21 protein-coding genes and 1 pseudogene are annotated in these 22,297 nt (G+C 62.8%); 11 read left to right on the plus strand and 11 right to left on the minus strand.

Annotated elements, in window-relative coordinates; genetic code table 11:
* Nucleotides 1–13 precede the first annotated feature (13 nt).
* Both AB1792_00745 and AB1792_00750 read left to right on the plus strand, forming a co-directional pair.
* A complete protein-coding gene (locus AB1792_00745; GenBank protein MEW5700743.1) occupies nt 14–475 on the plus strand; it encodes a nitrophenyl compound nitroreductase subunit ArsF family protein in 462 nt (153 codons plus the stop codon).
* Nucleotides 472–1,164 carry an aromatic aminobenezylarsenical efflux permease ArsG family transporter gene (locus AB1792_00750; protein MEW5700744.1) on the plus strand — a complete coding sequence of 231 codons (693 nt, stop codon included), beginning with the start codon at nt 472–474 and terminating at the stop codon, nt 1,162–1,164. Before AB1792_00745 ends, AB1792_00750 begins: the two co-directional genes overlap by 4 nt.
* Before the next feature lie 159 nt (nt 1,165–1,323).
* Here AB1792_00750 and AB1792_00755 read toward each other — a convergent pair whose 3' ends face one another.
* Complete coding sequence (locus tag AB1792_00755) at nt 1,324–2,409, minus strand: hypothetical protein (protein MEW5700745.1); 1,086 nt, start codon at nt 2,407–2,409, stop codon at nt 1,324–1,326.
* A gap of 192 nt (nt 2,410–2,601) precedes the next feature.
* Nucleotides 2,602–3,750 (minus strand): polymer-forming cytoskeletal protein, encoded by a 1,149-nt coding sequence (locus tag AB1792_00760; GenBank protein MEW5700746.1) that lies wholly within the window; start codon nt 3,748–3,750, stop codon nt 2,602–2,604.
* A 267-nt stretch (nt 3,751–4,017) separates the two neighbouring features.
* Between AB1792_00760 and AB1792_00765 the strand changes: the two genes are divergently transcribed.
* From AB1792_00765 to AB1792_00785, 5 genes are all read left to right on the plus strand, one after another.
* A complete protein-coding gene (locus AB1792_00765; protein MEW5700747.1) occupies nt 4,018–5,757 on the plus strand; it encodes a sensor domain-containing diguanylate cyclase in 1,740 nt (579 codons plus the stop codon).
* 339 nt (nt 5,758–6,096) lie between these two features.
* The gene (locus tag AB1792_00770) at nt 6,097–6,981 is read left to right on the plus strand and encodes a glycoside hydrolase family 3 N-terminal domain-containing protein (protein MEW5700748.1); all 885 of its coding nucleotides are present in this window, start codon (nt 6,097–6,099) and stop codon (nt 6,979–6,981) included.
* A gap of 28 nt (nt 6,982–7,009) precedes the next feature.
* A complete protein-coding gene (locus tag AB1792_00775; GenBank protein MEW5700749.1) occupies nt 7,010–8,206 on the plus strand; it encodes an anhydro-N-acetylmuramic acid kinase in 1,197 nt (398 codons plus the stop codon).
* Nucleotides 8,207–8,208: 2 nt separating this feature from the next.
* Nucleotides 8,209–9,504 (plus strand): SpoIID/LytB domain-containing protein, encoded by a 1,296-nt coding sequence (locus AB1792_00780; protein MEW5700750.1) that lies wholly within the window; start codon nt 8,209–8,211, stop codon nt 9,502–9,504.
* A 394-nt stretch (nt 9,505–9,898) separates the two neighbouring features.
* Nucleotides 9,899–11,464, plus strand: a complete 1,566-nt coding sequence (locus tag AB1792_00785) for an OmpA family protein (GenBank protein MEW5700751.1) — start codon at nt 9,899–9,901, stop codon at nt 11,462–11,464.
* A 36-nt stretch (nt 11,465–11,500) separates the two neighbouring features.
* On the opposite strand, the pseudogene AB1792_00790 reads toward AB1792_00785, so the two are convergent.
* From AB1792_00790 to AB1792_00805, 4 genes and pseudogenes are all read right to left on the minus strand, one after another.
* Nucleotides 11,501–11,821: pseudogene (locus tag AB1792_00790) on the minus strand (GNAT family N-acetyltransferase).
* A gap of 12 nt (nt 11,822–11,833) precedes the next feature.
* Nucleotides 11,834–11,983: a hypothetical protein gene (locus AB1792_00795; protein MEW5700752.1), complete on the minus strand. Its 150-nt coding sequence runs from the start codon at nt 11,981–11,983 to the stop codon at nt 11,834–11,836.
* 185 nt (nt 11,984–12,168) lie between these two features.
* Nucleotides 12,169–12,636, minus strand: coding sequence for a hypothetical protein (locus AB1792_00800; protein MEW5700753.1), 468 nt, complete (start codon nt 12,634–12,636; stop codon nt 12,169–12,171).
* Nucleotides 12,637–12,653: 17 nt separating this feature from the next.
* The gene (locus AB1792_00805) at nt 12,654–13,586 is read right to left on the minus strand and encodes a hypothetical protein (protein ID MEW5700754.1); all 933 of its coding nucleotides are present in this window, start codon (nt 13,584–13,586) and stop codon (nt 12,654–12,656) included.
* A gap of 379 nt (nt 13,587–13,965) precedes the next feature.
* On the opposite strand from AB1792_00805, the gene AB1792_00810 reads away from it, so the two are divergent.
* The 4 genes from AB1792_00810 to AB1792_00825 all read left to right on the plus strand — a co-directional run bounded on the left by AB1792_00810 (nt 13,966) and on the right by AB1792_00825 (nt 18,063).
* Nucleotides 13,966–14,559 carry an RNA polymerase sigma factor gene (locus AB1792_00810; protein MEW5700755.1) on the plus strand — a complete coding sequence of 198 codons (594 nt, stop codon included), beginning with the start codon at nt 13,966–13,968 and terminating at the stop codon, nt 14,557–14,559.
* Nucleotides 14,556–15,311: a hypothetical protein gene (locus AB1792_00815; GenBank protein MEW5700756.1), complete on the plus strand. Its 756-nt coding sequence runs from the start codon at nt 14,556–14,558 to the stop codon at nt 15,309–15,311. The genes AB1792_00810 and AB1792_00815 overlap by 4 nt, the downstream gene beginning before the upstream one ends.
* A 177-nt stretch (nt 15,312–15,488) precedes the next feature.
* On the plus strand, nt 15,489–16,979 hold the full coding sequence (locus AB1792_00820) for a HEAT repeat domain-containing protein (protein MEW5700757.1): 1,491 nt from the start codon (nt 15,489–15,491) through the stop codon (nt 16,977–16,979).
* A 13-nt stretch (nt 16,980–16,992) separates the two neighbouring features.
* The gene (locus tag AB1792_00825; protein MEW5700758.1) at nt 16,993–18,063 is read left to right on the plus strand and encodes a HEAT repeat domain-containing protein; all 1,071 of its coding nucleotides are present in this window, start codon (nt 16,993–16,995) and stop codon (nt 18,061–18,063) included.
* Nucleotides 18,064–18,194: 131 nt separating this feature from the next.
* Here AB1792_00825 and AB1792_00830 read toward each other — a convergent pair whose 3' ends face one another.
* From AB1792_00830 to AB1792_00850, 5 genes are all read right to left on the minus strand, one after another.
* A complete protein-coding gene (locus tag AB1792_00830; GenBank protein ID MEW5700759.1) occupies nt 18,195–18,848 on the minus strand; it encodes a TusE/DsrC/DsvC family sulfur relay protein in 654 nt (217 codons plus the stop codon).
* A 71-nt stretch (nt 18,849–18,919) separates the two neighbouring features.
* Entirely contained in the window at nt 18,920–20,236 is a 1,317-nt protein-coding gene (locus tag AB1792_00835; protein ID MEW5700760.1) for a (Fe-S)-binding protein, read from the minus strand.
* 13 nt (nt 20,237–20,249) lie between these two features.
* A complete protein-coding gene (locus AB1792_00840; protein MEW5700761.1) occupies nt 20,250–20,948 on the minus strand; it encodes a respiratory nitrate reductase subunit gamma in 699 nt (232 codons plus the stop codon).
* An 89-nt stretch (nt 20,949–21,037) separates the two neighbouring features.
* A complete protein-coding gene (locus AB1792_00845) occupies nt 21,038–21,232 on the minus strand; it encodes a TusE/DsrC/DsvC family sulfur relay protein (GenBank protein MEW5700762.1) in 195 nt (64 codons plus the stop codon).
* Between the two features lie 136 nt (nt 21,233–21,368).
* Complete coding sequence (locus tag AB1792_00850) at nt 21,369–22,208, minus strand: helix-turn-helix domain-containing protein (GenBank protein ID MEW5700763.1); 840 nt, start codon at nt 22,206–22,208, stop codon at nt 21,369–21,371.
* Nucleotides 22,209–22,297 lie beyond the last annotated feature (89 nt).

Consider the following 22,297-nt stretch of genomic DNA (forward strand, 5'->3'; position numbering starts at 1 on the left):
GGAGGTACACAGCGTGAATCCCAAACGTGTGATCACTGTCGTCCTGATGGTCTTTGTCGCCGTCAGCATCATCTGGCTGGTGGTTCGCGATGTGTCATCGCAGAAGTCTGTGCCCGCGTCTGACCAACCGTCGTCGGCCCGGCAGTTGATGGTCTACTACTTCCACCGCACCGCCCGGTGTCCAACCTGTCTGAAGATCGAGGCACTGGCCAAGCAGGAAGTCGAGGCGACCTTTGCCGCCGAATTGGCGAGCGGCCGCATGAGATTCCAGTCCATCAACGTGGAGGGCGCCGGCAACGAGCATTTCATTAAGGACTATGAACTCGTCTCGCAGGCCCTCATTCTGGTCGACTACCGCGCCGGGACGCAGCATCGTTGGAAGAACCTCGACGCGATCTGGGATCTGGTGGATCATGAGAGCGACTTCGCCCAGTATGTCCGCATGGAGATACAGGTGTTCCGGGGCGCCGCATGATCGACTCATGGTGGTTGGGGGCAGCGTCGGCCTTCTGGCTGGGGATTCTCACATCCGTAAGCCCCTGCCCGCTGGCGGCGAATATCGCGGCGGTCACCTTCATCGGCAAACACCTCGCCTCGCCTCGTCGCATCGTCGCGTCCGGGGCCGCATACGCCGTGGGGCGGGTGATCGCCTATGTCGCGTTGGGCGCGCTGCTCGTGGCAGGTGTGGCAACGGCCTCGCGTCTGTCCGACCTGCTCTTGTCGTCCATGAGCCGGATTCTGGGACCGCTCTTGATCGTCGTCGGCATGGTGCTGCTGGAACTCATCAACGTCCCGATCCCCAATCTGGTTTCACCGGAACGGTGGCACGAGCGGGCGACGTCCGGAGGCGCGTGGAATGCCGGGCTTCTCGGCTTCGTATTCGCATTGTCATTCTGTCCGATTTCCGCGGCCCTGTTCTTTGGCTCTCTCATACCGCTGTCCGTGAGGCACGGTTCCCACCTCATGTATCCCGCCCTCTATGGCATTGGCACCGGCCTCCCGGTGGTGATCTTCGGCGTCGGCCTTGGTCTCGGCGCCCGCTGGGTGGCGGGAGCCATGCACCGCCTGACTCAGCTCGAACGCTGGGCTCGCCGTGCGACCGGCGTCGTCTTCATCGCCGTCGGCATCTACCTTACGCTGAAGTACATCTTTGGTGTTGTTTGATTCCGCTCGGCAGTGCGCAGCGAGAATTGGGACAACCTCTCCCCCCGGCAGTGTCCCGAACAGAGTGAGGGAGAGAGCTCGATCCGCCGCAGGTGGATCGGGTGAAGGGCGTTTTGTCGACCTGCCGCGAACGTACAGTACGAGAGGCAGTCACTCTTCCTATGGTGCTGGTGCCAGGTCAATGGCCTGCGCCGCGCCTTCAGTGGACAAGATGGACTTTTCGATCGCATGGGTACGTGTATCAATGACAAGGACCGGACCATCGAACGTGTTCACATATGCCGTCTCCCCCGACGGCAGGAACCTGGCGTCCAGAACGGAGAGGCCATCCCCGGGGCGCGGGCCCAGTCCATCCGACTTGATAGTGTCCAAGGGATTGCCAGAATGCGCGTCGAACACAATCACGAACCCGGGGGGAATGGGGGATTCCCACAGGAATCCATGTATCAAGACCCACACCTCACGGCCGTCGGGTGTCGCACGGCAGCGACCCACGTGCGATGGCTGTCGGAAGATCACCTGCCGGCATTGCAGATCATAGCCAATCAGAGACGGTCTACCTCCAGGAGCGCTGCCGATTACATATAGCCGCCGCCCGTCTGATGACAGTGTGAAGTGAGCCACTTGAACGCCCATGCCCTCATCGTTCGGCTCGATGATCACCGAATCTATCTCAGAACCTTGGCGGTAATCGAAAATGGCGAGTTTCGACCCGTCGTCACCGGGCGGGGGAAGGCCGCGGAAGTCGACACCCATAACATGGGGTTTCTTAGGTATTCTCTGTGCCCAGACCAGCCCAACTGGCCAAGCGCGCCGTGGTGCCAGCGCAGGGGCAGAAAACACGAGTGTGCTCTCATAGGGTGCATGTGTCCCGACCACCAGCTCCGCGTCCGGCAGGAACAGTGGAGGTATTATCGGAGACGACAAGTAGCCAATGGGTGTCCGTCCGACCACATCCCAAATCAGCGGAGGGCGCCCGGAACCGGTCACAGCTAAGTACTTGCCGTCCGGCGAGGCCACGACTCCGATCCCGTCATGCTGGAACCCGTACCGTAGCGTGTCAACGACGGAGTCAGAGGCGCAGTCGACAACCGCTACCCACCCCTCTGCGTCCCCCGTCTTGGCGACGTACAGGCGGTAGTTTGCCGGCGTCGGCTCCAGCCCCCTCTCGGTAGCGCAGGCCAAGGCCAAGACCGCTGCCAGAAGCAGGCCACCCAGAACCCCTTTGGACCACATTCGCGCCATCGGTCCCTCGCGGCTATTCGATTCAGTCCATAGTCAATATCCGTCCACCGGCCTTGTCAAGCACGACCTTGTGAGATAGGGCGCAAGTACCCTGTGCCACGGGTCTTCAGACCCGTGAATTCGTGATGTCGGAATGCAAAGATACACGGGTCTGAAGACCCGTGGCACCAACGTCAAGTCTGTGAATCTACCCTACGCCGCCCGCGTGCGGTACCGATACGCCGTCAGGAAGAACCCGCCCAACGCCAGACTGAAGATCATGACGCGCGCGAGGAAACCGACATAGGGAATGCGCACCGCCAGCATGAGGATCACCAGCCCCACGATCAGCGATACAGCCCGCGATATCTTCCGCCCGGAGCGCAGGAACAAAAGGAGCCACTCACCGAGAGGGAGAGCGACAAATATCATTGATAAGTAAAGCAATATGGCCCAGCCGACCACAATCGCGATAGCGACCGGAATCCCGATCAAGGTCAGCGCCAATGCCACGGCCACAATCGGCATGCAGATCAAGAACAGGAATCCGACGCCCAAACTCTTCCACGAACTCGTGCGGATGGACATCTTCACGTCATCGACAAACGGCCGGAAGAGAATCAAGAGCACGATTCCGACCACCAGCATTCCCAGATACCACCAGGCATCCCAGAAAAAGCACCCGAGTGTATACCCTTCGTCCGGCTTCTCCTTCCTCGGCACCCGCTCGACGCCTCCCAGGATTTGGGCTCCTTCTTCGATCTTCGGGGCTTTCTCGGACGTGTACTTCAAGGCGCCGCCGACGATCGCGGTCGGCATGACAATGAGGTGGTCGCATGTCACCCGGATATCGCCGTCAACCTGGCCATAGACTGTCATCGTCCCGGCCTCGCCGCGCAAATCGCCGCCGATCCGTCCGCGGATGATGGCTTCGCTTGTGCCGACATAGACGTCCTTTTCCACCCAACTCCGTGAGTCGAGGACCACGCTCTGGGCAAACGCCATCAGGTTGCGCTCGATGTGCCCGCGGACCGTGACGTTCTGCGCGAACAGCCGCGCGGAGTTGCTCACCGTGCCGTTCACGTCGATCTTCTGTCCGCCGGCGATGAGCGAGTTGTCCACGGCGCCGGAATCCCCCAATGTCACCGTGCGCGCCAGGGCGATTGCATCGCCCACGATGTGGGACTCGATATTGACGTTCCCGCCGGTCGCGATCAAGTCGTCGAGGATGTCGCCGTGGACGATCTGGACTGCCTCTCCGGAGCGGAATTCCGTGCCCGTGGCCGTGCCACCCCATACGACACAAAGAGCTGCCGCGACCCACCGGGCGGCCATCATCCGTCGCTGCCGACAACACTGCATGGTGTCACCTCCCCATAGACTCGTCTCGCAACCCTGAAGTTCACCTGCTGGTACGAAACCGCGCTCGGCCGGTTGCAACGCCCGTAGAGTAGCGGACACTGCCTCCGCCGCCAAGGCATTTTGCCGTCTGTAAGGATTTGCTCTCCCTCCCGAACGCCATCCTCCCGTCACCAGCCATTGCTGGAGAACGGCGTACGTGCGGCCGATATAAGAAATTAGTGCCGAGACAGTTAGCGTCGCGCTTGGAGTCTCGGCGAGAAGTTTCGGGTGGCGAACGGGCTTTTTGGTCCGGGCGCGGGAGACTGGCGTCTCTGGCGGTCCGGCTTCAGGGAGCAACGTCGGGTCTTCCGTTTCGCCCCGATGGCGACCATGGTCGGCGTCGTCTGTCGAACGTCGGCCGAAGCCGAGCCGTCTCTCTTGGCACGGAATGCCATGCGCATGGCAGCATCACACCTGCAACCATCCGTTCTGCCCCGTGGTGATCAGCCGTTCTGGGTGCTGCGCACGCTTCCCCTCGGCACGCTGCTCTTCAGCTTTGCTTCCGGGGGACAGCCGACCCTGGGGGGAACGGCCGGTTGGGCGTTGGCGGGACTCTATGCGGCGGTCTTTGCCGTGCCGGGTGCCCTGGTTTGGTGGCGGGGATGGCGCTTCCCTTCGTACTTCTGGCCGCTGTTTCTCGTCGATACGATCGCCATCGCGGCGCTGGTCCACATGACCGGCGGGCCGGACAGCAGCTACTTCGTCCTGTACTACGCCCTGGTCCCGTTTGTCGCCTTCCACATGCGGATCGGCTCCGGCTTGATTGCCGCTGGACTCGTCACAGTCGCCTACGTCGGTGTGTGCATCGGACATTCCGGCGTTGGGCGTTTACCAGATGTCGCCTTTCGCACTATTATCCTCTGGGCCCTGACGACGGCGCTGGGCCTGGCCGGACGATTCGCCGGCGTGTTCGCGGGGCGGCTTCTGAACGCGATGGACAAGCTCAACGAACGTACCTCTGAACTCGAGCGCACGCACGCCCAATTGGAAACGATCTACGAGACGTCCCGGTCGCTGGCGGAGCTGATGTCGGTCGACAACGTCATTCAACGTGTCCTCACGATCGCCAATCGCGTCTTGAACTACCCCGTCTGCGAGATTCTGACCTGGCATCAAAGCACGCGGGATTTCCGGTTACAGGGTCGGGTCGAAGGTGGCTGCACCCAGCAATTCCGCAATCCGCAGGCGGTCGAGCTCAACGACGTGTTCAGGCAGGCCATCGCCACGGCCCAGGCGGTGCGCATTGTCGATCACTACACGGGGCGGGTCGTGTTGGACGGGACCGCGCGCCGGTCGCAGCTTGTCGTGCCCATGGTCTCGGAAGGACGCGTGGTTGGCCTGCTGAATGCCGAATCACCGCGGGCCAGGGCCTTCAGCGAGCACGATCAGCGCGTGCTCTCGGTCTTGGCGGCCTCCACCGCGATGGCGCTCGTCAACGCCGACCTGCATCGGCGCATGGAGGAACTCATCATCATCGACGAGTTGACCGGCGTCTACAATTACCGGTATTTCTGCACGCGCCTGGAGGATGAAAAGCGCCGCGCTGCCCGCTACGGACAGCCGCTGTCACTCATCATGGTCGATATCGATTGGTTCAAGGAATTGAATGATCGCCATGGTCATCAGGCGGGTAACCTGGCTCTGCGGCGGATGGCGTGGACGATCGGCGCCTGCATCCGCGACGTCGATATCCTTGCCCGCTATGGCGGTGAGGAATTCATGATCATCCTCCCGCAGACCGGCGTCCGCGAGGCCAAGGCCATCGCCGAGCGCATCCGCGGACAGATCGAAAAGACGGAATTCGGCGCCGATGCGACCGGATGTCCGATACACCTCACCGTGTCCCTGGGAATATCCTGCTATCCCGAAAACGGCCTCCCCGAGGATGCCCTCGTGGATTCCGTGGACCAGGCACTCTACCGTGCCAAGGGGGCCGGGAAGAACGCCGTCGCCGTCTCCACGTCCTGAACCGGCGTCATGATCCATGCCCGACTCTGGAACAGGCGCCGACACCAGACTTGCTCCCTTGAGCGTCTGACATGACTAGGAGTCCAAGATGCGTTGCGGCTTCAGCCGGTGCGGTGCGTTGTTGACGGCCCATCACCCTGTCCTCCTCCCGGTGGCAGGAGGGCAAGTGAAACCTCTCCCTCCGGGAGAGGTCGATCCGTCCGGAGGACGGATCGGGTGAGGGAGTCTTCCTTCCATCCGCCAGTCCGAGGCACTTGGTAAACCGCCGTTGCCTGCGCGAGTCCGAAGCGCTAATTAGCAGTTGGCGCACCCACGTTCCCGTGGGCTCGTATCGTGCTGATGCCTTCGTTGATCGTCTCATACAGCGGCCCTGCGCCCGATCCCGAGCTGTTGGAGTGGACGGCCACCGGGCTCGTAGGAGGCGTCGTGCTCTTTCGCGACAACGCTCCCGATGAGGACGCCCTGTGCACGGCGGTCGCGACGCTGCGCCGGCATGCGCCTCGACAGTTCCGCGTGATGATCGATGAGGAGGGGGGACGTGTTCGCCGACTCCCCGATGCCCCGCAGTCCATGCGCGATCTGCGCGACTATCACCACGCCGGTCCCGATGCCGTCCGGCACGCCTATATGTCGGTCGCCGACCGCCTTCGCGCGCTGGGGATCGATACGCTCTTGGCCCCGGTCGCCGATATTGGCGGATCGGAGTCCTCGTGGCTGCGTTCTCGGACGTTTTCGGACGATCCCGACGAGGTCGCGGCGATGGTCCGCAGCGTTATCGCCGGCGTTCAACAGCGCGGCGTTTCATGCTGTGTCAAGCACTTCCCCGGGATGCACGCCGTGGCCATTGATCCGCACGGCGCCCCGGCCGAAGACCCGACGCCGCCCTCGGTTTGGGAGCGCACGAGTGCCGTGCCGTTTCGCGCCGCCATCGTCTCCGGGGTCCATCTCGTCATGGTCGGCCATCAACGATTCAATGGCTTTGACGCCCTGCGTCCCGCCTGCCTATCGCCGGTCATCGTCGGCGCGCTGTTGCGGGAACGGCTCGGCTTTGCCGGTTTGGTGGCGACAGATGATCTGGCAATGGGCGCCGTCACACGGGATTACCCCATCGAGGCCGCGGTCCGCGGGGCCTGCGATGCCGGCTGCGACCTCGTGTTGGTGTGCAACGATCGGGCGCTGCAGCGACGGGCGGTTGCGATTCTGAAACAGCGCCCGCTGCAATGACTGGCTTGTGAGATTCTCTGACCACACGATGAGTGAAGCGACCTTCGATACTCACCCGCTCCAGCGCCTGCTGTCGCGCCGTCGACTGCGCGTGCTGGGAATCAACAGTGGCACGTCGATCGACGGGCTCGATTTGGCGCTGGTTGAAATCCGCGACCGGTCGCCTGTCCCAGCGGTGAAATGCCTTCTGACCTGCCATGTGCCCCTTCCGCCCCGGCTGCGCCGCACCTTGCTGCGCTTGGCGGCATCCACGAGTATCGACAAGGAAGAGGTCGCGCGTGCGCATTTCGCTCTCGGGGATTTCATGGCCGCATCCGTCCGTCGACTGGGACTCGCTGGCCGACGTCAGCCGGTCGATCTGATCGGCTCCCACGGGCAGACCATCGGGCATTTCCCCGCACAGACCGGAGGCGGTACGGAGAATGCCACCTGGCAGATCGGTGCCCTCAATACCATTGCCCAGCGCACGGGGATTCCCACGATTGGTGACTTCCGTCCGGCCGATATTGCTGCCGGCGGCATGGGGGCTCCGTTGTCCGGATATTACCATCACATAATATTCGGGTCCGGAGTGCCGGTGTTGAATCTGGGCGGCATTGCCAACGTCTCCGTGTCGTTCGTGCGCCGACAGGGGCTGCGTGTCCTTGCCTTCGACATCGGTCCCGCCAACATGATGAGCGACGCGCTGGCGCAGCGTCTGCTCCGGCGGCGTTTCGATCGTGACGGCGCCCTGGCCGCCGCCGGTCGACCGATCCCGGCCATCGTGGCGCGGGCGTTGCGCCTGTCCTACTTTCGTGCGTCTCCCCCCAAGAGTTGTGGGCGTGAGGAGTTTGGCCAGGCAACGGTGTCACGTCTCTTCTTCCGCGATGGACGGCCGCTCGGACGGACGACCGACCTCCTGGCCACAGCCGTCGAGATCACGGCGCAGGCCGTCGCCATTGCCGTGACCCGGTGGGTGGCGCCCCGCACACGACGGCGCGAATTGGTCCTCACCGGCGGGGGTGTGCACAACCACACGTTGGTGCGACGTCTCAGCACCCTTCTTCCCCAATGGCGCCTGCCGGATTCGTCCGACCGGCTCATTCCACCGCAATTCGTCGAGCCGGTCGGATTCGCCGTGCTGGCCCACGAGACATTGCGTGGTCGCGCCGGCAATCTCGGCGGTGCCACCGGCGCATCCCGATCCGCCGTTCTCGGCCTCATCGCGCTGCCTGCCCCACGATGAACATGAATTCGAGACCGATCAGGCACCCTCTGTTCCGATGGCTTCCGGCGGTGATCAGCGCCACGGCGTTGATGTCTGCTTCCGGGTGTATTCCCTCCCGGTTGCGCACCGGCGCGCTGTTCGTGACCGACAGGGTACGGCCTCCGGTCGTGCGCGTGCTGTTGCCGACCGATAACCCACACGTCGCCGTGCGCGGCGAAGGTCGGTATGTCATCCGCATCGCGATCGACACAGCCGCCGAACCGCTCACCTTCTCGACCGAGGGGGCGCTGACCATCCGGCGCACCGGGCATTGGCTGGAGGTCTTCGACGCGCATAAGGTCGCGTTGGCGCGCGGCGCCATCGGTCTGACGATCCATCCGGAAGACCCCGACCAGCGGCTTTGGCTGGATGGGCGGCCATATTATGGCTGTCTGGTCATCGGCACTGCGAATGCGAAGCTGCTGCAGATCGTCAACCGGCTGAATCTCGACCGTTACCTCGAGGGCGTGCTCACGCCGGAACTGGGGGAGCGTCGCGACGACGAATTCGAAGCGGTGCGGGCGCAGGCGGTGGCATCGCGCACCTATGCGCTGAAGCATCTCGGCCAGTACGGGGTCGCGCCCTATGACTTGCGCGCCGACGTGGCCGACCAGATCTATGTGGGCGCCTCGCAGCCGCGCGCCTGGGTCGATTCCGCCGTGACGACGACGCAGGGCGAAGTCATCACGTACGCCGGTCATCTCATTGACGCCTACTACCACTCGACCTGCGGCGGGCGCACCGACGCCATCGAGGACATCTGGACCAAGCCGCCGCGTCCGTACCTGGTCTCCGTCGACGACGACACCTTCTGCCAGTGGTCAAAGTACACGTCCTGGACCGAGCAGTTCTCCGGTCGTGTGCTGCTGGCGAACCTGCGGAGCTACCGCCGCCAACTGGCCACGCCGGCAATCGGCGATTTCCACCGAGTCGATTCGATCTCGCTGGGAACAGAGACTCCGGGCGGTCGCCGCACGACGATGACGGTCGTGACTCCGGCGGGGCGGTGGACCATCTTCTCCGATAAGATCCGCTGGGCTTTGGGTCGACCATCACGGCCGGGTACGATTCTACCCTCCAGCCGTTTTGTTCTCACACTGCGCCGTGACAAACACGGAAAAGTCGTGGGTGCCACCGCCAATGGCTCGGGGTACGGCCACGGCGTCGGGATCTGCCAGTGCGGGATGATCGGACGTGCGCGCGCAGGGGAATCATACGTCTCAATCCTCACGACCTACTACCCCGGCGTTCTGATCGAACGCGTGTATGGTCTCTGACCCTGGCAGGTTGCTGAAAGACACATGGGAGTGGTCTTTTACGCCCATTTGTCATCCCGAGCGAAGCGAGGGATCTGCTGTTTCTCCAATGGGAGGAAAGCAGATTTTCACCCGCCTTTGGCGGGCAAGCTCCGCCAAAGAGCGGCGGGACTCGGAATGACAAGGGTTGCCCTTCTTCAGCAACCTGCAAAATGGAAGATGATAACCTCTCCCTCCGGCCTGCCCCGAGCGGGATCGAGGGGGAGAGGTTGATCCGTCCGGAGGACGGATCGGGTGAGGGGTGCTTTCACCACGCGTTCCATCCCAGTAGCCGATGAGGAGTGCACATCAGTCGTCCCTCACACCCCTCACAAAACCCTTGCCGCACGGACCGCCCGCCGTAGATTCCTCGGCGATGAGAGACTCGCAGACCAACACCGTCCGGACCCGCGCGCTGCGGGCCTTGCTCACAGCCACAGCGTTCGTGCTCCTGATCCATTCATCGGCCTCCGCCGTCGTCGATGCCGAACTGGAGATTGGGGCGACCCAGGCAGCGCTGTCCAAACTGGGGCAACCCTGGGCCATCGGACCCCACTTTGGTCTGGGCGCACGACTGGGAATGTCAGATCGATGGTCCCTACGGTTCGGTCTCACCTGGAGACGGCTCTGGGATGACATTCGCAGCATGAGCACCATCAAGTTTCCCCATCCGGATGACCGGGCCGAGCAGGCTTGGACGCAGACCGGCCTCTCCGTGCAGGCGATTCGCACGATGGGTGGCGGGAGTTGGTCCCCCTATCTCGGCGGCGGCCTCGGTCTGTCCACATGGCGCGTGGAGCAGTATCCCGGTTACCGCCCCGTCGCCGTGGACCGGGGAGATGGCGCCCTTGTCGACTTTGCCGCCACCGAGTTGATCTGTGCGCTCGTCGGGGGCGTGACACCGTCGCTGCACGGTGATACCCGCCTGAAGATCCAACTGGGCGTCGACCTCTTCACCGGCATCGGCGCCGATTTCGCCCGTGAGGTCAACGACGAGCGCTCACGGGCGCAGATCACTTTCGCCCTTGGTCTGAGTTTCCCGTTGCAGGGGGGCCATTCGCGTCGCAAGTCGAATCTCGGATCGCGACAGACGAATGCTGGTCGCGCCGCGACGGACACTGTAAAGCCCGGCCGCTCCGCCAATCCCGGACGACAGGGAGACGGTGACGGCGACGGTGTCCCGGATGCCTTTGACAACTGTCCCAACACTCCGGCGGGGGCGGTCGTCGACCGCACCGGTTGTCCTTTGGATGCCGATGGCGACGGTGTTTTCGATGGTCTCGATCGTTGCCCCGGGACGCCATTTGCCGATCGGCGCCGGGTCGACTCCACCGGATGTATCCCCACTCCACCGCGCGCGGCCCCGGCGACGTCGCCTCGCGTCGTGACCCCTGATCCGGCCGATACCGCCGTTCCCGCGGTCGTCTTGCCCGCATACCTTGACACCACGACCGCCAATACCATCCCCCCCATGCCGCATCCGGCGCCGGTGGCGGATGCCGATAGCGATGGCGTGCCCGATCCCCTTGACCGTTGTCCTGACACGCCGAAGGGGATGGAGGTCGATTCGAGCGGCTGCCTGACGATGACGCAGTTGGACCAGCGTCTGGTCCTGCACGTCGCCTACATCTCCGGCGGAACGGAGCTGGACCCGACCAGCACGCGTGTCCTGAATGATCTTGCGACCCGTTTGCGCGGAACACCCGATGTCAGGATCACCGTGGCCGGCTTCACCGATGACATCGGCGAGGCCGAGGCCAACATGCGCCTCTCACGGAAGCGCGCCGACAAGGCTAAGGCCTATCTGGTCTCGCGCGGCGTCGCCGCCAAGCGCATCACCGCCATCGGCAAAGGCGAGGCCGGGCCCATCGCCGACAATGCCACCGCCCTCGGCCGCCGCACCAACCGGCGGCTGGAGATCTCCTTCCAGCGGGGGCAGTAGCGTGCGGTAACGACAGCGTCGAGCGGCTGCCCGACATCACAGCATCATCTCAAACTCAATCTCATCCCGGATCGGAATCCCATGCATCCCGATCTCCGGGATGCCCGGCTTGAGGCGGCGTGACTCGGCCAGGGCATTGACGTGCACGGCGGCGATGACGAACCCCCGGCGCTGGTAGAACCGGATCGCCTCGAGATTGTCGTTCGTGGTGATCAGCCATAGACGGCAACCGCCGCGTTGGAGCGCCTCACTTCGAACCCGGTCGACCAACGCTGTCCCGATTCCCGCGAACCGGCGGAGCGCATCGAGCGTCACGATCTCGCACTGATCTCCAGTGATCTCGAACGTGACCAAGCCGACTTTCTCCCCCTAGTGATCGGCGGCGTAGAACCCCTCGATTTCTGTGGGATAGACCTTCCGTCCCCTCGTAACAACGAAGTCCGCGCCCCAATTGCGGACTACGAGCGCGCGGACCCAGTCGCGCTCCGCCGTCGTGACCGGGTGGATTGTGCAAACCATCGTTTCTCTGTTTCGAATGGATCTGGATCCACTGATGCCCTGCCGTCATGATACCGCCGGAGCCGCCCTTCCAACAGCGTCTTGCGGCGGTGCGACAGACCGCGGTGCCCCACCCGAAGGGTGGGTGTCTCATCCGTCACCGTCCAAGAACCCCACCCTGCGGGTGGGGCACTGAAGCCCTCACTCTATGGGCACGGCTGGCAGAACTCCGTGGCTGCATTGCCGCCGCGGAAGGCGACGTTGACCTCCTTGACCACATCCTGCACGCTGGTGGAACCGTCGCAATTCACATCGGTCTGCTCGCGCGGGCAGGCTTGATCGAACACCGGAGCTACCCCGCGAAACGCCACGTCAATCGTCTTTACCACATCTTGTACCGATGAGCGAATGCCGTCACAGAACGGATCGCCGAAGCAGGGGCAAAAGCAGGTGCGCGCCCCATGCCAGAAGCCGATCCCCATGTGGTACGATGGGGATGTCGCTTCTCCGGCGGCCGATTGTCCGGCGGACATTCCCATCTTATAGCTGGCCGACGCTGCTGCGTTCTCCCCGCCGCCATTGACCGAATGCCAGTTCAGGTTGTAGTTCGGTGCCGCCGAGGCGACGAGGGCGGGGAGCACGACGGCCAATGATGCGATCATCAGTCGTTTCATAACCTGTGCTCCTCCCGCTATTCGACGACCGTGCCGTAGGCGGTCGGAAAGAAGCAGGCTGTAATTCGAGAATTGCGCACTGCCAAGCAGGCACCACTCCCGTTGAATTCAAACGCCCGCGCCTCCAAGCGGAAGACATAGGTTCCAGCGGGTTTGAAGTACACACGGTCAACGAAAACCGTTTCCCACTCGTCGGTTGCGGGTCCAGATCCGCGGCCGAATTCCACGGAGTTCGGATAGAGAACATCACCCCCGGCACTTTCATCGATCTGGCAAAAGGCGATGTTTATGCCGGTTGTTCCCCAGGTGTGACCAGTCGTGCGCCCTTGCACATTGATGTATCCCGCTGCAGGCGTCGTGATTGAGCAAGCAACGAGATCGGTCATGTTAGTTGTACCTTGGGCGAGCGTGACTTCAACTCCGTCTGTGACGGCCGATGCGATCCCTGGTTCGTCCGTAACCGCTGATGCGTCGTGAGAGTGAGCGCTCGCGGCGTAGGCTGACGGCGGTTGCCCCCCCAGACTGGCAGCGTTGGCGCTTTGTTCGGACTGGAACGTGTACGGGTTAGTGTTCAACTTGACACGCGATAGTGTCTCCGGCGGATTGACGCCGTCGTCCACTGTCACTTCCAACCAACGCTCTTCGTTGGTGAACACGGCATCGGTCAGGGGAGTCACCGCGCCGACCTGAGCGGCCCACAGGCCGTCGGCGTCGGTGGAAATCGACTGCACCTCGCCGTTCCCGGCGGGCCAGACTGGGTTTGCGCCAACGGGGACGGCGTAGATCTTGAAGGTAAACGTCTTGGGTCCGGCAGGGACGGGATCACCGGCGGAATTGGTGAGTTTCCCTTGGACCGTCATCTGTGTGGGCACGGCGGCGAGAGTTGAACCTCCCGCGAAGAGGATTGCTCCGACGGCCAGTACGGCCGCAACACGACACTGCCTCGACATGACGAACCTCCCATGGAACGTGTGACAGGTACGATGATCCCGCCCGACGATGCGGGCAGGGGACGGTGATTGCCTATTGCGCCGGTAAATCTACAGCAACTCCACACATAGGATCGCTTCCCAGTGTCATGACGTTAAGGAGTTTGTGACGGAAGGCGCATGTATCACCGGATCATGTATCACCGGATATGGAGGACTTGCGCCACTTCGAAGTTCATCCCACAGACCTTGGCCCATGCCTAGTGCCCCACCCGAAGGGTGGGACTGTCATTGCCAATGTCAAAGAGGCCCACCTTTCGGGTGGGGCACTGAAAACGCCCCCCCTACGGGTACGACTTCGGCATGGCACGCCGAGTCGGCCTGACCTAACCTTCCCGCCATGACCGCGTCTAAACAGCGGATGGAGGCGGACGATGCGGCCATCGTGGCAGAGATTCGCGCCGGGAACGTGGACGCCTTCCGGCCCGTGGTGGAACGACACAGCCAGACTCTCTTCCGCCTCGCCTATCGCCTGACCGGGAACGAGCATGACGCCGAAGATATTGTCCAGGAATCACTTATGAAGGCATATCGGGACATGCGGCGGTTCGAGCTCCGATCCGGCATCGGTACCTGGCTCTACCGGATATGTACCAACTGTGCGCTTGATCTGCTCCGTGCCCGCAAGCGCAGCGGCACAGCCGAGTGCCGGCACGACGACACGGATCAGTTGCTCGACAACATTCCCACCGGTGATCCCCCGCCGGATCAGGCGATTCGTGATGGCGAGATCCGCCGGCATGTCAATGCGGCCCTTGGTACCCTGAGCAGCGCCGAACGAGCGGCCTTTGTCTTGCGGCATTTTCAGCAGATGCCGATTGCCGAGATCAGCCGCGTCATGGGGCTGAGAGAGAACGCCACCAAGAACACGATCTTCCGTGCGGTGCAGAAACTGCGGGGCGCACTGGCGCCTCTGATGAGTGAACAGCTATGAGACATCCCGGCGAAGACGAACTGATTCTCTGCCACTACGGCGAAGGCGACGCCGTCGAGGAAACTCGTGCACACCTACAGGAATGCATGACCTGCCGCGAGGCCTACGCACGGCTGGAACGAATTCTTGCGGCCGTGGATTTGGCGCCGGTCCCGGAACGGTCGGCAGACTATACTGAGCGGATGTGGGCTCGTCTCCGTCCACAGCTTATTGAGCGTCGGTCGCCACGGGACGCCGTCATGTTTCCGATGCGGCGCTGGGCCTGGGCTGCGGCGGTGGCGGCGACTGTTATTCTGGCTTTCATGGCGGGGCGTTTCTGGCAACAGCACGAGAAGCCGACACCCGGCAGTGCGGATTCCGGTGTTCGCGAACGCATTCTGCTCGTCGCCGTTGGGGAGCACCTGGAGCGCTCACAGATGATGCTCGTGGAATTGACCAACACCCATCCGCGGGACACGGTCGATCTCGAGCACGAGCAGACGCGGGCCCGGGAGTTGCTGGCCGACAACCGGATCTACCGTCAGGCGGCGCTCCGCGACGGTGATCGCCCGGTCGCGGCCTTTCTCGAGGAGTTGGAGCGCGTTCTGGTTGACATCGCCAACCGGCCGACGCCTCTGACCACCGATGAGTACGAGTCGTTTCGACAGGGAATCGAGCGCAACGGCATCCTGTTCAAAGTCCGCGTACTTGGCGCGGACATGCGGCAGCGCGAGCGATTCCCGGCGGCCGATTCACTGCATCGGGTGATCTGAGGATCAGTTGTTGAGCAGGGAATTCTTCCAGGAAAGCAGACCCCTCGCTTCGCTCGGGGTGACACGAGTATGCACGGTTCCCAAGGCGATGCTGTCGTTCCGAGCGAAGCGAGGAACCTGCTGTTTCAAGGGCGCGGGTTTGCGGATTCCCAAGATGAAAACCCTGAGGGAGGACTGATGAATAGACGCATCGTGTTGGTGGCTCTGATCACAATCCTGTCCACCCCGGCTGCGGTGAAGGCGTCCGATGACGGCGCCTGGATAGTGCCCCCGAGCGGGCGTTCACTCCTCGCCGCCGTCGATGAGCCGGTCAAGGTCAAGGTGGCCGATTCGGTCCGGGTGGCGGTCAAGCGGGCCGTACGCGACTCGATCGGCGTCGAATTGGAGGCGGCCGCCTATGAAGCGGCCACCGAGTCGCTCGATGACGAACAATGGGACCAGGCCATCCGGCAATATCAGCACGTTATCCGTCTGGCGGGACGCTATGCTCCCGGTGCGACCTACTGGAAGGCCTACGCGCAGTACAAGAGCGCGCGTCGGGCCGCGGCGCTCGAGACGCTGGCGGCGCTTCATGCTGCGTATCCAGACAGCCGGTGGGAACGCGAAGCTAAGGCCTTGGAGTTGGAAATTCGGCAGACTTCGGGGCGGATGTTTACTGACGTCGAGCGGGAGGACAATGATGAGGATCTGAAACTCCTCATTCTCTCGAATCTCATGAATACCGAACCGGAGCGGGCGGTGCCGCTCCTGGAAAAAGTCCTGAAGGGCAACAGCTCCCTCCGGGTGAAGGAGCAGGCCCTGTTCGTCCTGAGCCAGAGTGGCACCCCGCAGGCGCGTGAGGTGCTCGCGCTGTATGCGCGCGGCGAGTCGAATCCCGATCTGCAGATGCGCGCCGTCTCATACCTGGGGATCTTTGGCGGCGAGGAAAATCGCCGGCTCTTGGAAGACGTCTACTCCTCCGCCGCCAGCACCGACGTCAAGCGCAAGATCCTCGAGAGTTACATGGTCGCCGGCGATGAGGGACGATTGTTGGCGATCGCACGGAAGGAACGGGATGCCGACTTGCGGCGCAGCGCCATCGAGCAACTTGGCGTGATGGGCCAGACCGAGGCATTATGGCAATTGTACCAGCAGGAACCCGATTCCGACCTGCGCCGCAGGCTGATCGAGAGCTTCATGATCAGCGGAGACTCAGAGCGTCTGTTGGCGATTGCCAAGAGGGAGAAGGACCCGGATCTGCGCCGCTCGGCCATCGAACAGTTGAGCGTGATGGGCGAGACGGATGCGCTGTGGGAGCTCTACCAGCAGGAATCCGATCGGGACCTGCGGCGGCGGCTGGTCGAGGGATTCATGATCGCCGGTGCCAATGACCGGCTCCTGGAGGTCGCCCGCCGCGAGGGTGACATCGACTTGCGCCGCAAGGCGATCGAGCAGTTGGGCATCTTGGGCGACACCGAGCCGCTGCACGAACTCTACACGCGGGAATCATCCCCCGATATCAAATCATCCATCATCGACGCCCTGTTCATTCATGGGGATGATGATGGTCTGATCGCCATCGCCCGTGCCGAGAAGGACCGCGATCTGCGCCGCCAGGCGGTGGAGAAACTGGCCCTGCTGAATTCCGACGCCGCCACCGATTTTCTGATGGAACTGCTGGAGAAATGAAACGAGGTACGCTATGAGAGTCCCCAATGTTCTGTTGGTTCCTGCCGTCTGCTTGCTCGCCGCTTCGTCAGGCATGGCGGCGGCGATGCCGTCGATCCGGCACGGGACGATCCACAATCGCTCCGCGGCGACAGGGTTGGAGCCGTTGATCCGGGAGATCATCCGTGATCAACGCGGCCCTGCGTGGATCGGCTATGCCGTCCCGCTTCGTCCCGGACACAGCATCTGCTGCTCGGGCCGTGGCTCCGGTTGCCGCTGCCCACTCGAACGAGAGCAGGGCATCTCTCATCAGTTCGATGAACCCGATTCGCTCGATCTGACGGTGAAACGGCATCTGTTGGTCCTCTCTCGCGTGGCGAAGGGAGAGGTGCAACGCATCCGCTGCTATTCCGACGAATGCGAGCTCGATGCCGGGGGTCTGCCGCTGTTCTGGCTCAGCGATGTTGCGCCTGATCAGAGCATCGCCTGGCTGGCGTCGTTCGTCACGGGGCCGTCGGGACAATCCCGCTGGAACGAAGACATCGCCGACCGCGTCGTCAGCGGGATCGCCCTTCATGACGACCCCGGGGCGCTCGACATGTTGTGTCGCCTGGTCGAGCCGGCCCGGCCGGACAAGCTCCGCGTGCGGCCGGTGTTCTGGATTGGCGAAACCGGAGGCCGTCGAGGCGTGGAACTGCTGGACCGGATCCTGCGTGATGATCCCAGCCGCAAGGTCCGCGAGCAGGCGGTCTTCGCCCTCACCCTGTCCAACACGCCCGAGGCACTGGAAACACTCATCCGGGTGGCGCGCACCGACAGGGATCCGGACATCCGGAGCAGGGCCGTCTTCTGGCTGGGCAACGAAGCGGGTGAGAAAGCCGCCGCCACCATCGCCGACATGGCGGTTGATGACCCCGACACCGACGTCAAGGAGAGGGCCGTTTTTGCTCTCAGTCAACTGCCGCCCGACGTCGGCGTGCCGCGGCTGATCCATGTCGCCCGCACCAATTCCAACCCCGAGGTCCGCAAGCAGGCGATCTTCTGGCTGACTCAGTCGGAAGACCCGCGGGCGCTGGATTTCTTCGAGGAAATCCTCGCGCATTGAACACGCGGAACCGGAGTAGGGGTGCCACGCACAAGGGTCGGCAGCCACGATGCCGGCCCTTGTGCGTGCGTGGAAGCAGGCTCGTATCGCGTTTCACGCGGCGCGTCGTATGCGAGCGTAGCTTCTACCGATTACGGCAGGAATGGCAGCCCCGCCGCCCGACAGGCGCCGCGATGGTAACCGCCTGGGAAAAGGCGGCCGAATTCATCGAGGGCGATGCCGTTGGCCGTGCAAAGTTCGTAGATCGTCGGCACGTTCTTCACCCGGCGGTAGGATGCCCGCAGATACCGCAGGACCTTCCAATGCGTCTCGGTCAGCCCGTCCGTGAGATTCCAGGTGTGTGCCACCGTGCAGGCAAACTGCTCGTCCCAGGTATCGAAATCGCGGAGGAAGCCGAGGTCATCCACCGGCTGCAACGGTTGGCTCGGGGGGACCGTCTCATACGTCAGCCAGAGATTGGTCGTGCACATGAACCCGAAGTTGATCCCGGCGATCTTGCAGGCGCCGCGATGATACCCGGTCGGGAACAACTCGCGCATGCGGCTGAGTCTCATCCCATTGTCGGCACAGGCCTTGACCACCACCGGAACCGTTCCCTCGCCTGTGAATTTCCCTCTCAGATAGCGGATGAACCCCCAGTGATCCTCAGTCAGGCCGCCGACGATCCCCAGCGATCGGGCCATTCCCTCGGCGAAGCGCTCGTCCCACTGGTCGGAGGGATCGAGAAACCCGTGGTCATCGAGCGAGTATACTCTGTCGGAAAACGACACCGTGCGCGGCGTCATGGCGGCTGATTCCCAAGCCCGTATGGCAATGCTGGTGGATCGCGTATTCCCCGCGTTCTTGTCCCGATCGGTCAGAGGATGATCGCCTTGTAGACCAGGTCGTGCACGCCACCGACCGCAACCTCGCGCTTATGGTACTCCATCAACTGCGCCAATTGACGCTTGCAGTTGGAGCAGGGCGCGGCGACGTATCGGGCGCCGGTCTGGTCGATCTGCTGCAGTTTCATCCGACCAGAGACGTTCATCCGAAACTCGTGGATGTCGTCCATGGCCGAGAGACCCCCGCCACCGCCGCAGCACCAATTGAGGTGCCGGTTCGGGGTCATCTCCCGGAAGTCGGCACAGGCCGCCTGCATGATGATGCGCGGTTCCTCCACGATGCCGCAGCTCCGCCCGAAATTGCAGGGATCGTGATAGGTCACCGGGTCGGGGTTTGCGCTCCGGTCAAACCGGATCGAGCCGTCCCGGACGCGCGCGGACGTGAACTGCAGCACGTTGGTGATTTCAAACGGCAGCGGCCCCCACCACTGCCCCGGCTCCATCATAAACTTCATGATGCGGTGTGCATGGCCGCACTCGCCCATCATCATGGTCTTGCACTTCAGGCGCTTGGCCTCCTCGACGTAAAGACTGTTGTCCTCCTTCATCGACGCATCGTCGCCGGTGAACAGGCCGTAATTGGCCCCGTCAAAGGCCCGCGAGCTCAGTGTCCAGGACGTACCCAGTTTGTGAAAGACCTTGGCGATCCCCATGACCGCCTCCGGGTTTACGAGCAGGTCCCCCGACGGCGGCACAAAGAACACCTCGGCCCCGACCTGGTCGCAGGGGATCTTCACGTCGACTGCGTACTCCTCGCGAATCTCCGCTTCGAGAAAGCGAACGGTTTCTCTGAGCGCGTCTTGATTCGCTCCGTCCGTGTTTCCCGTCCGGAGGGAAATCTCGATCACCTGCTGCAAGCGTTGCGGTGTGTAACCGAGTTTGTCGGCGATGGCCCGTCCCTTCCGTGTGATCACGGAATTATCCATGCCCATGGGACAATACGTCGCGCAGCGGCGGCAGCCGGTGCACTCGTAGAACGAGTTGACGAAGTCCTTCATTTCGAAGTCGCCGTCGAGATCGTGCGCCCCGACCAGCGGCCCGAAGAGCGTGCCGGATACTGTGGCGTACCGCTTGTAGACCGAACGCACCAGGTCGGCGCGCACGGCCGGATTGCGCAGCCGCGTGGGCTCTCCCTGATAGACCGGGCACTGCTCGGCGCAGGTGCCGCACCGCGCGCACATCTCCATATAGAGCCGCAAGGCCCGCGGACCGTCTTTCATCGCCTTGCACGCGTCGATGATGCCCTGGTGCAGCCCCTCGCCGGTCACCGGTTCCTTCTGATTGACCACGATGCCGTTCCTCCTATGCCTTCTGAATGAGGGTCTGGGTGAAGAAGATCCCGCCGAAGTGCATGATCTTGCTGAATGGCATGAACACGATCAGTATCTGCGCCAGCAGGAAGTGCACAGCGAACATGCCATTGGCCGGATAGGACGATGCGCCCAGGGAGAAAGTGAACAAGTCGGTGAAATACGCGCGCGTGAGCTGCAGGTCGAAATGGTCGCCGAAGCGCATGAGGTTTCCGGTGAGGATGACGCCGATGACCAGAAACAGCGCCAGGTAGTCGGCGAGTTGCGACACCTCACGCACGCGCCGCATGGCGGCCCGCCGGACCGTGAGCAGAAGCGCCATGGTCAGGATTAGGACGCCAGCGACACCGCCGCCGGCTGCGCTCATGGTGTCGGCGTCAATCCCCAGTGCCGCCCACACGCGCGGGAAGTCCGTAAACACCCTGACGTGACCCACGAACACGAAGGCGAGCGTGAGATGAAACAACCAGGCAATGATCCACAGCGTTCTGTCGCCCCGAAAGAGACTGGGAAACAAGAACGATTCCTTCAAGACGTTGATGAACCGGGCCCTCCCACCGCATGGCGCGGGAAAGAGGGTGATCTTTGCCGGCTGGGGAGTTCTCATCCAGATTCGTATCCGGATGACCATCCCGACAATGAACACCGCAACCGTTATGTAAGGTAGAACCCCAAGGACCAGTGCTTCCATATGCGACTCCCATCCCAAACGACGATTCTCGTCTGTCCCCGACGACTGCGTCCACGGTGGCAGGAGGAAACATCATTGCCGGGGTCGTGCTACAGGCACCCGCTCGGTCGCGGCAACCCGGCCAGCCGGTAGGCCCCACGCGCCATGCCACAAGGGAACAGGTCGCAGACATGCCGCATCGACAGGCCGAGTTCCTTGCAGATGTGCACGACCGGGGGGCCCACCTTCCGCCGGTTGTAGTACTCCTGCACGAACTCGATGATGCGCCAGTGATCCTCGGTCAACGGCCCGATGTTATTCTACCGTGCCAGTTCCTCGGCGATCCCGCGCGTCCACATGGACATCTCCACCAGAAAACCATCACCGTCCTCCGCAGCCGCCCGATCCGGAACCATCGCAGCATTCACGGCTCCTCCCACGCTATGAGTTCACATCCCCCGCCGGAACACGGTCATTGTCTTCCGCTCCCAAGGGCCCGGTCCGGCGGATCAGGTCGCCGAGCGTCTCGATCGAAAACGGACGGTCGATCACGGCGAACACGGTCTTCTCGCACTGCTGGGGCAGTTCGTGGTGCTTCCCGGCCAACACGACCTTGATGAAAGGAATGCGCGGGTCCTCAGACAGCAGGGTCGCGAATTCACCGCTGCGCTCCGCACCCAGCAGACAGTCGATGACCACGTAGTCGGGGCGGAATTCCTCGATGACCATTGAACAACGATACTCGCAGTCGGTGATGCGGAGGTTGAAATCGGCCTTGTTCATCCGGCGTTCCAATGCATGACGCAGCCGGGCCCGATCGGTTACCACGAGCACATTCGGCTGTTGCCCCTGGACCATCCGGAAATACTCGCAATCTTCGCACGACCCCTGACAGAAGAGGCGATTGTGCCCCGCCTCCACCGGCAACCGGCTGAGCTCGTAGCACCGGCGCGTCCCCGAGCGGAATACGATGCAGTCCGCGCACCCCTCCGGTGTCCGCCCATTGCGCGCATAGAACTCCCAGCAGTACTGGAATGGCGGCCGGTCCTCCGCAATCGCCGGGGCGGGACAGCCCGTTTCCGTATGCCGCGGGTGCCTGAGCGCCTCCTCGATCAGAGGTGCCAGCGAGCTCTTGGAGACACGGTGATGCCCACCTGGCGTGCGGTGAGCGCGGATTCTCCCCGAGGTGATCCACTTCAGGACCGTGTCCCGCGTGACCGAACACAGCTCGGCCGCCTCCCCGGTTGAGAGAAGCGCCTTGCTCAATGTCTCTGCAGTCATTCCGCCTGCCACCTTCTGATAACATTTTATTGTTTTTATCGGTTTTATGCAATAGGAAAACACAGTCCCGATCGGTCTTTTGACAGGGC

Source organism: Candidatus Zixiibacteriota bacterium, assembly GCA_040752595.1.
Lineage (GTDB): Bacteria > Zixibacteria > MSB-5A5 > WJJR01 > WJJR01 > JACQFV01.

Bases quoted from the DNA above. Each gene is read 5' to 3' on its own strand.
- AB1792_00750 (MEW5700744.1), top strand. From the start codon at position 472: ATGATCGACTCATGGTGGTTGGGGGCAGCGTCGGCCTTCTGGCTGGGG.
- AB1792_00760 (MEW5700746.1), bottom strand. From the start codon at position 3,750: ATGCAGTGTTGTCGGCAGCGACGGATGATGGCCGCCCGGTGGGTCGCG.
- AB1792_00820 (MEW5700757.1), top strand. From the start codon at position 15,489: ATGAATAGACGCATCGTGTTGGTGGCTCTGATCACAATCCTGTCCACC.
- AB1792_00840 (MEW5700761.1), bottom strand. From the start codon at position 20,948: ATGGAAGCACTGGTCCTTGGGGTTCTACCTTACATAACGGTTGCGGTG.
- AB1792_00775 (MEW5700749.1), top strand. From the start codon at position 7,010: ATGAGTGAAGCGACCTTCGATACTCACCCGCTCCAGCGCCTGCTGTCG.
- AB1792_00805 (MEW5700754.1), bottom strand. From the start codon at position 13,586: ATGTCGAGGCAGTGTCGTGTTGCGGCCGTACTGGCCGTCGGAGCAATC.
- AB1792_00795 (MEW5700752.1), bottom strand. From the start codon at position 11,983: ATGGTTTGCACAATCCACCCGGTCACGACGGCGGAGCGCGACTGGGTC.
- AB1792_00825 (MEW5700758.1), top strand. From the start codon at position 16,993: ATGAGAGTCCCCAATGTTCTGTTGGTTCCTGCCGTCTGCTTGCTCGCC.
- AB1792_00850 (MEW5700763.1), bottom strand. From the start codon at position 22,208: ATGACTGCAGAGACATTGAGCAAGGCGCTTCTCTCAACCGGGGAGGCG.
- AB1792_00800 (MEW5700753.1), bottom strand. From the start codon at position 12,636: ATGAAACGACTGATGATCGCATCATTGGCCGTCGTGCTCCCCGCCCTC.
- AB1792_00815 (MEW5700756.1), top strand. From the start codon at position 14,556: ATGAGACATCCCGGCGAAGACGAACTGATTCTCTGCCACTACGGCGAA.
- AB1792_00785 (MEW5700751.1), top strand. From the start codon at position 9,899: ATGAGAGACTCGCAGACCAACACCGTCCGGACCCGCGCGCTGCGGGCC.
- AB1792_00755 (MEW5700745.1), bottom strand. From the start codon at position 2,409: ATGGCGCGAATGTGGTCCAAAGGGGTTCTGGGTGGCCTGCTTCTGGCA.
- AB1792_00810 (MEW5700755.1), top strand. From the start codon at position 13,966: ATGACCGCGTCTAAACAGCGGATGGAGGCGGACGATGCGGCCATCGTG.
- AB1792_00770 (MEW5700748.1), top strand. From the start codon at position 6,097: ATGCCTTCGTTGATCGTCTCATACAGCGGCCCTGCGCCCGATCCCGAG.
- AB1792_00830 (MEW5700759.1), bottom strand. From the start codon at position 18,848: ATGACGCCGCGCACGGTGTCGTTTTCCGACAGAGTATACTCGCTCGAT.
- AB1792_00780 (MEW5700750.1), top strand. From the start codon at position 8,209: ATGAATTCGAGACCGATCAGGCACCCTCTGTTCCGATGGCTTCCGGCG.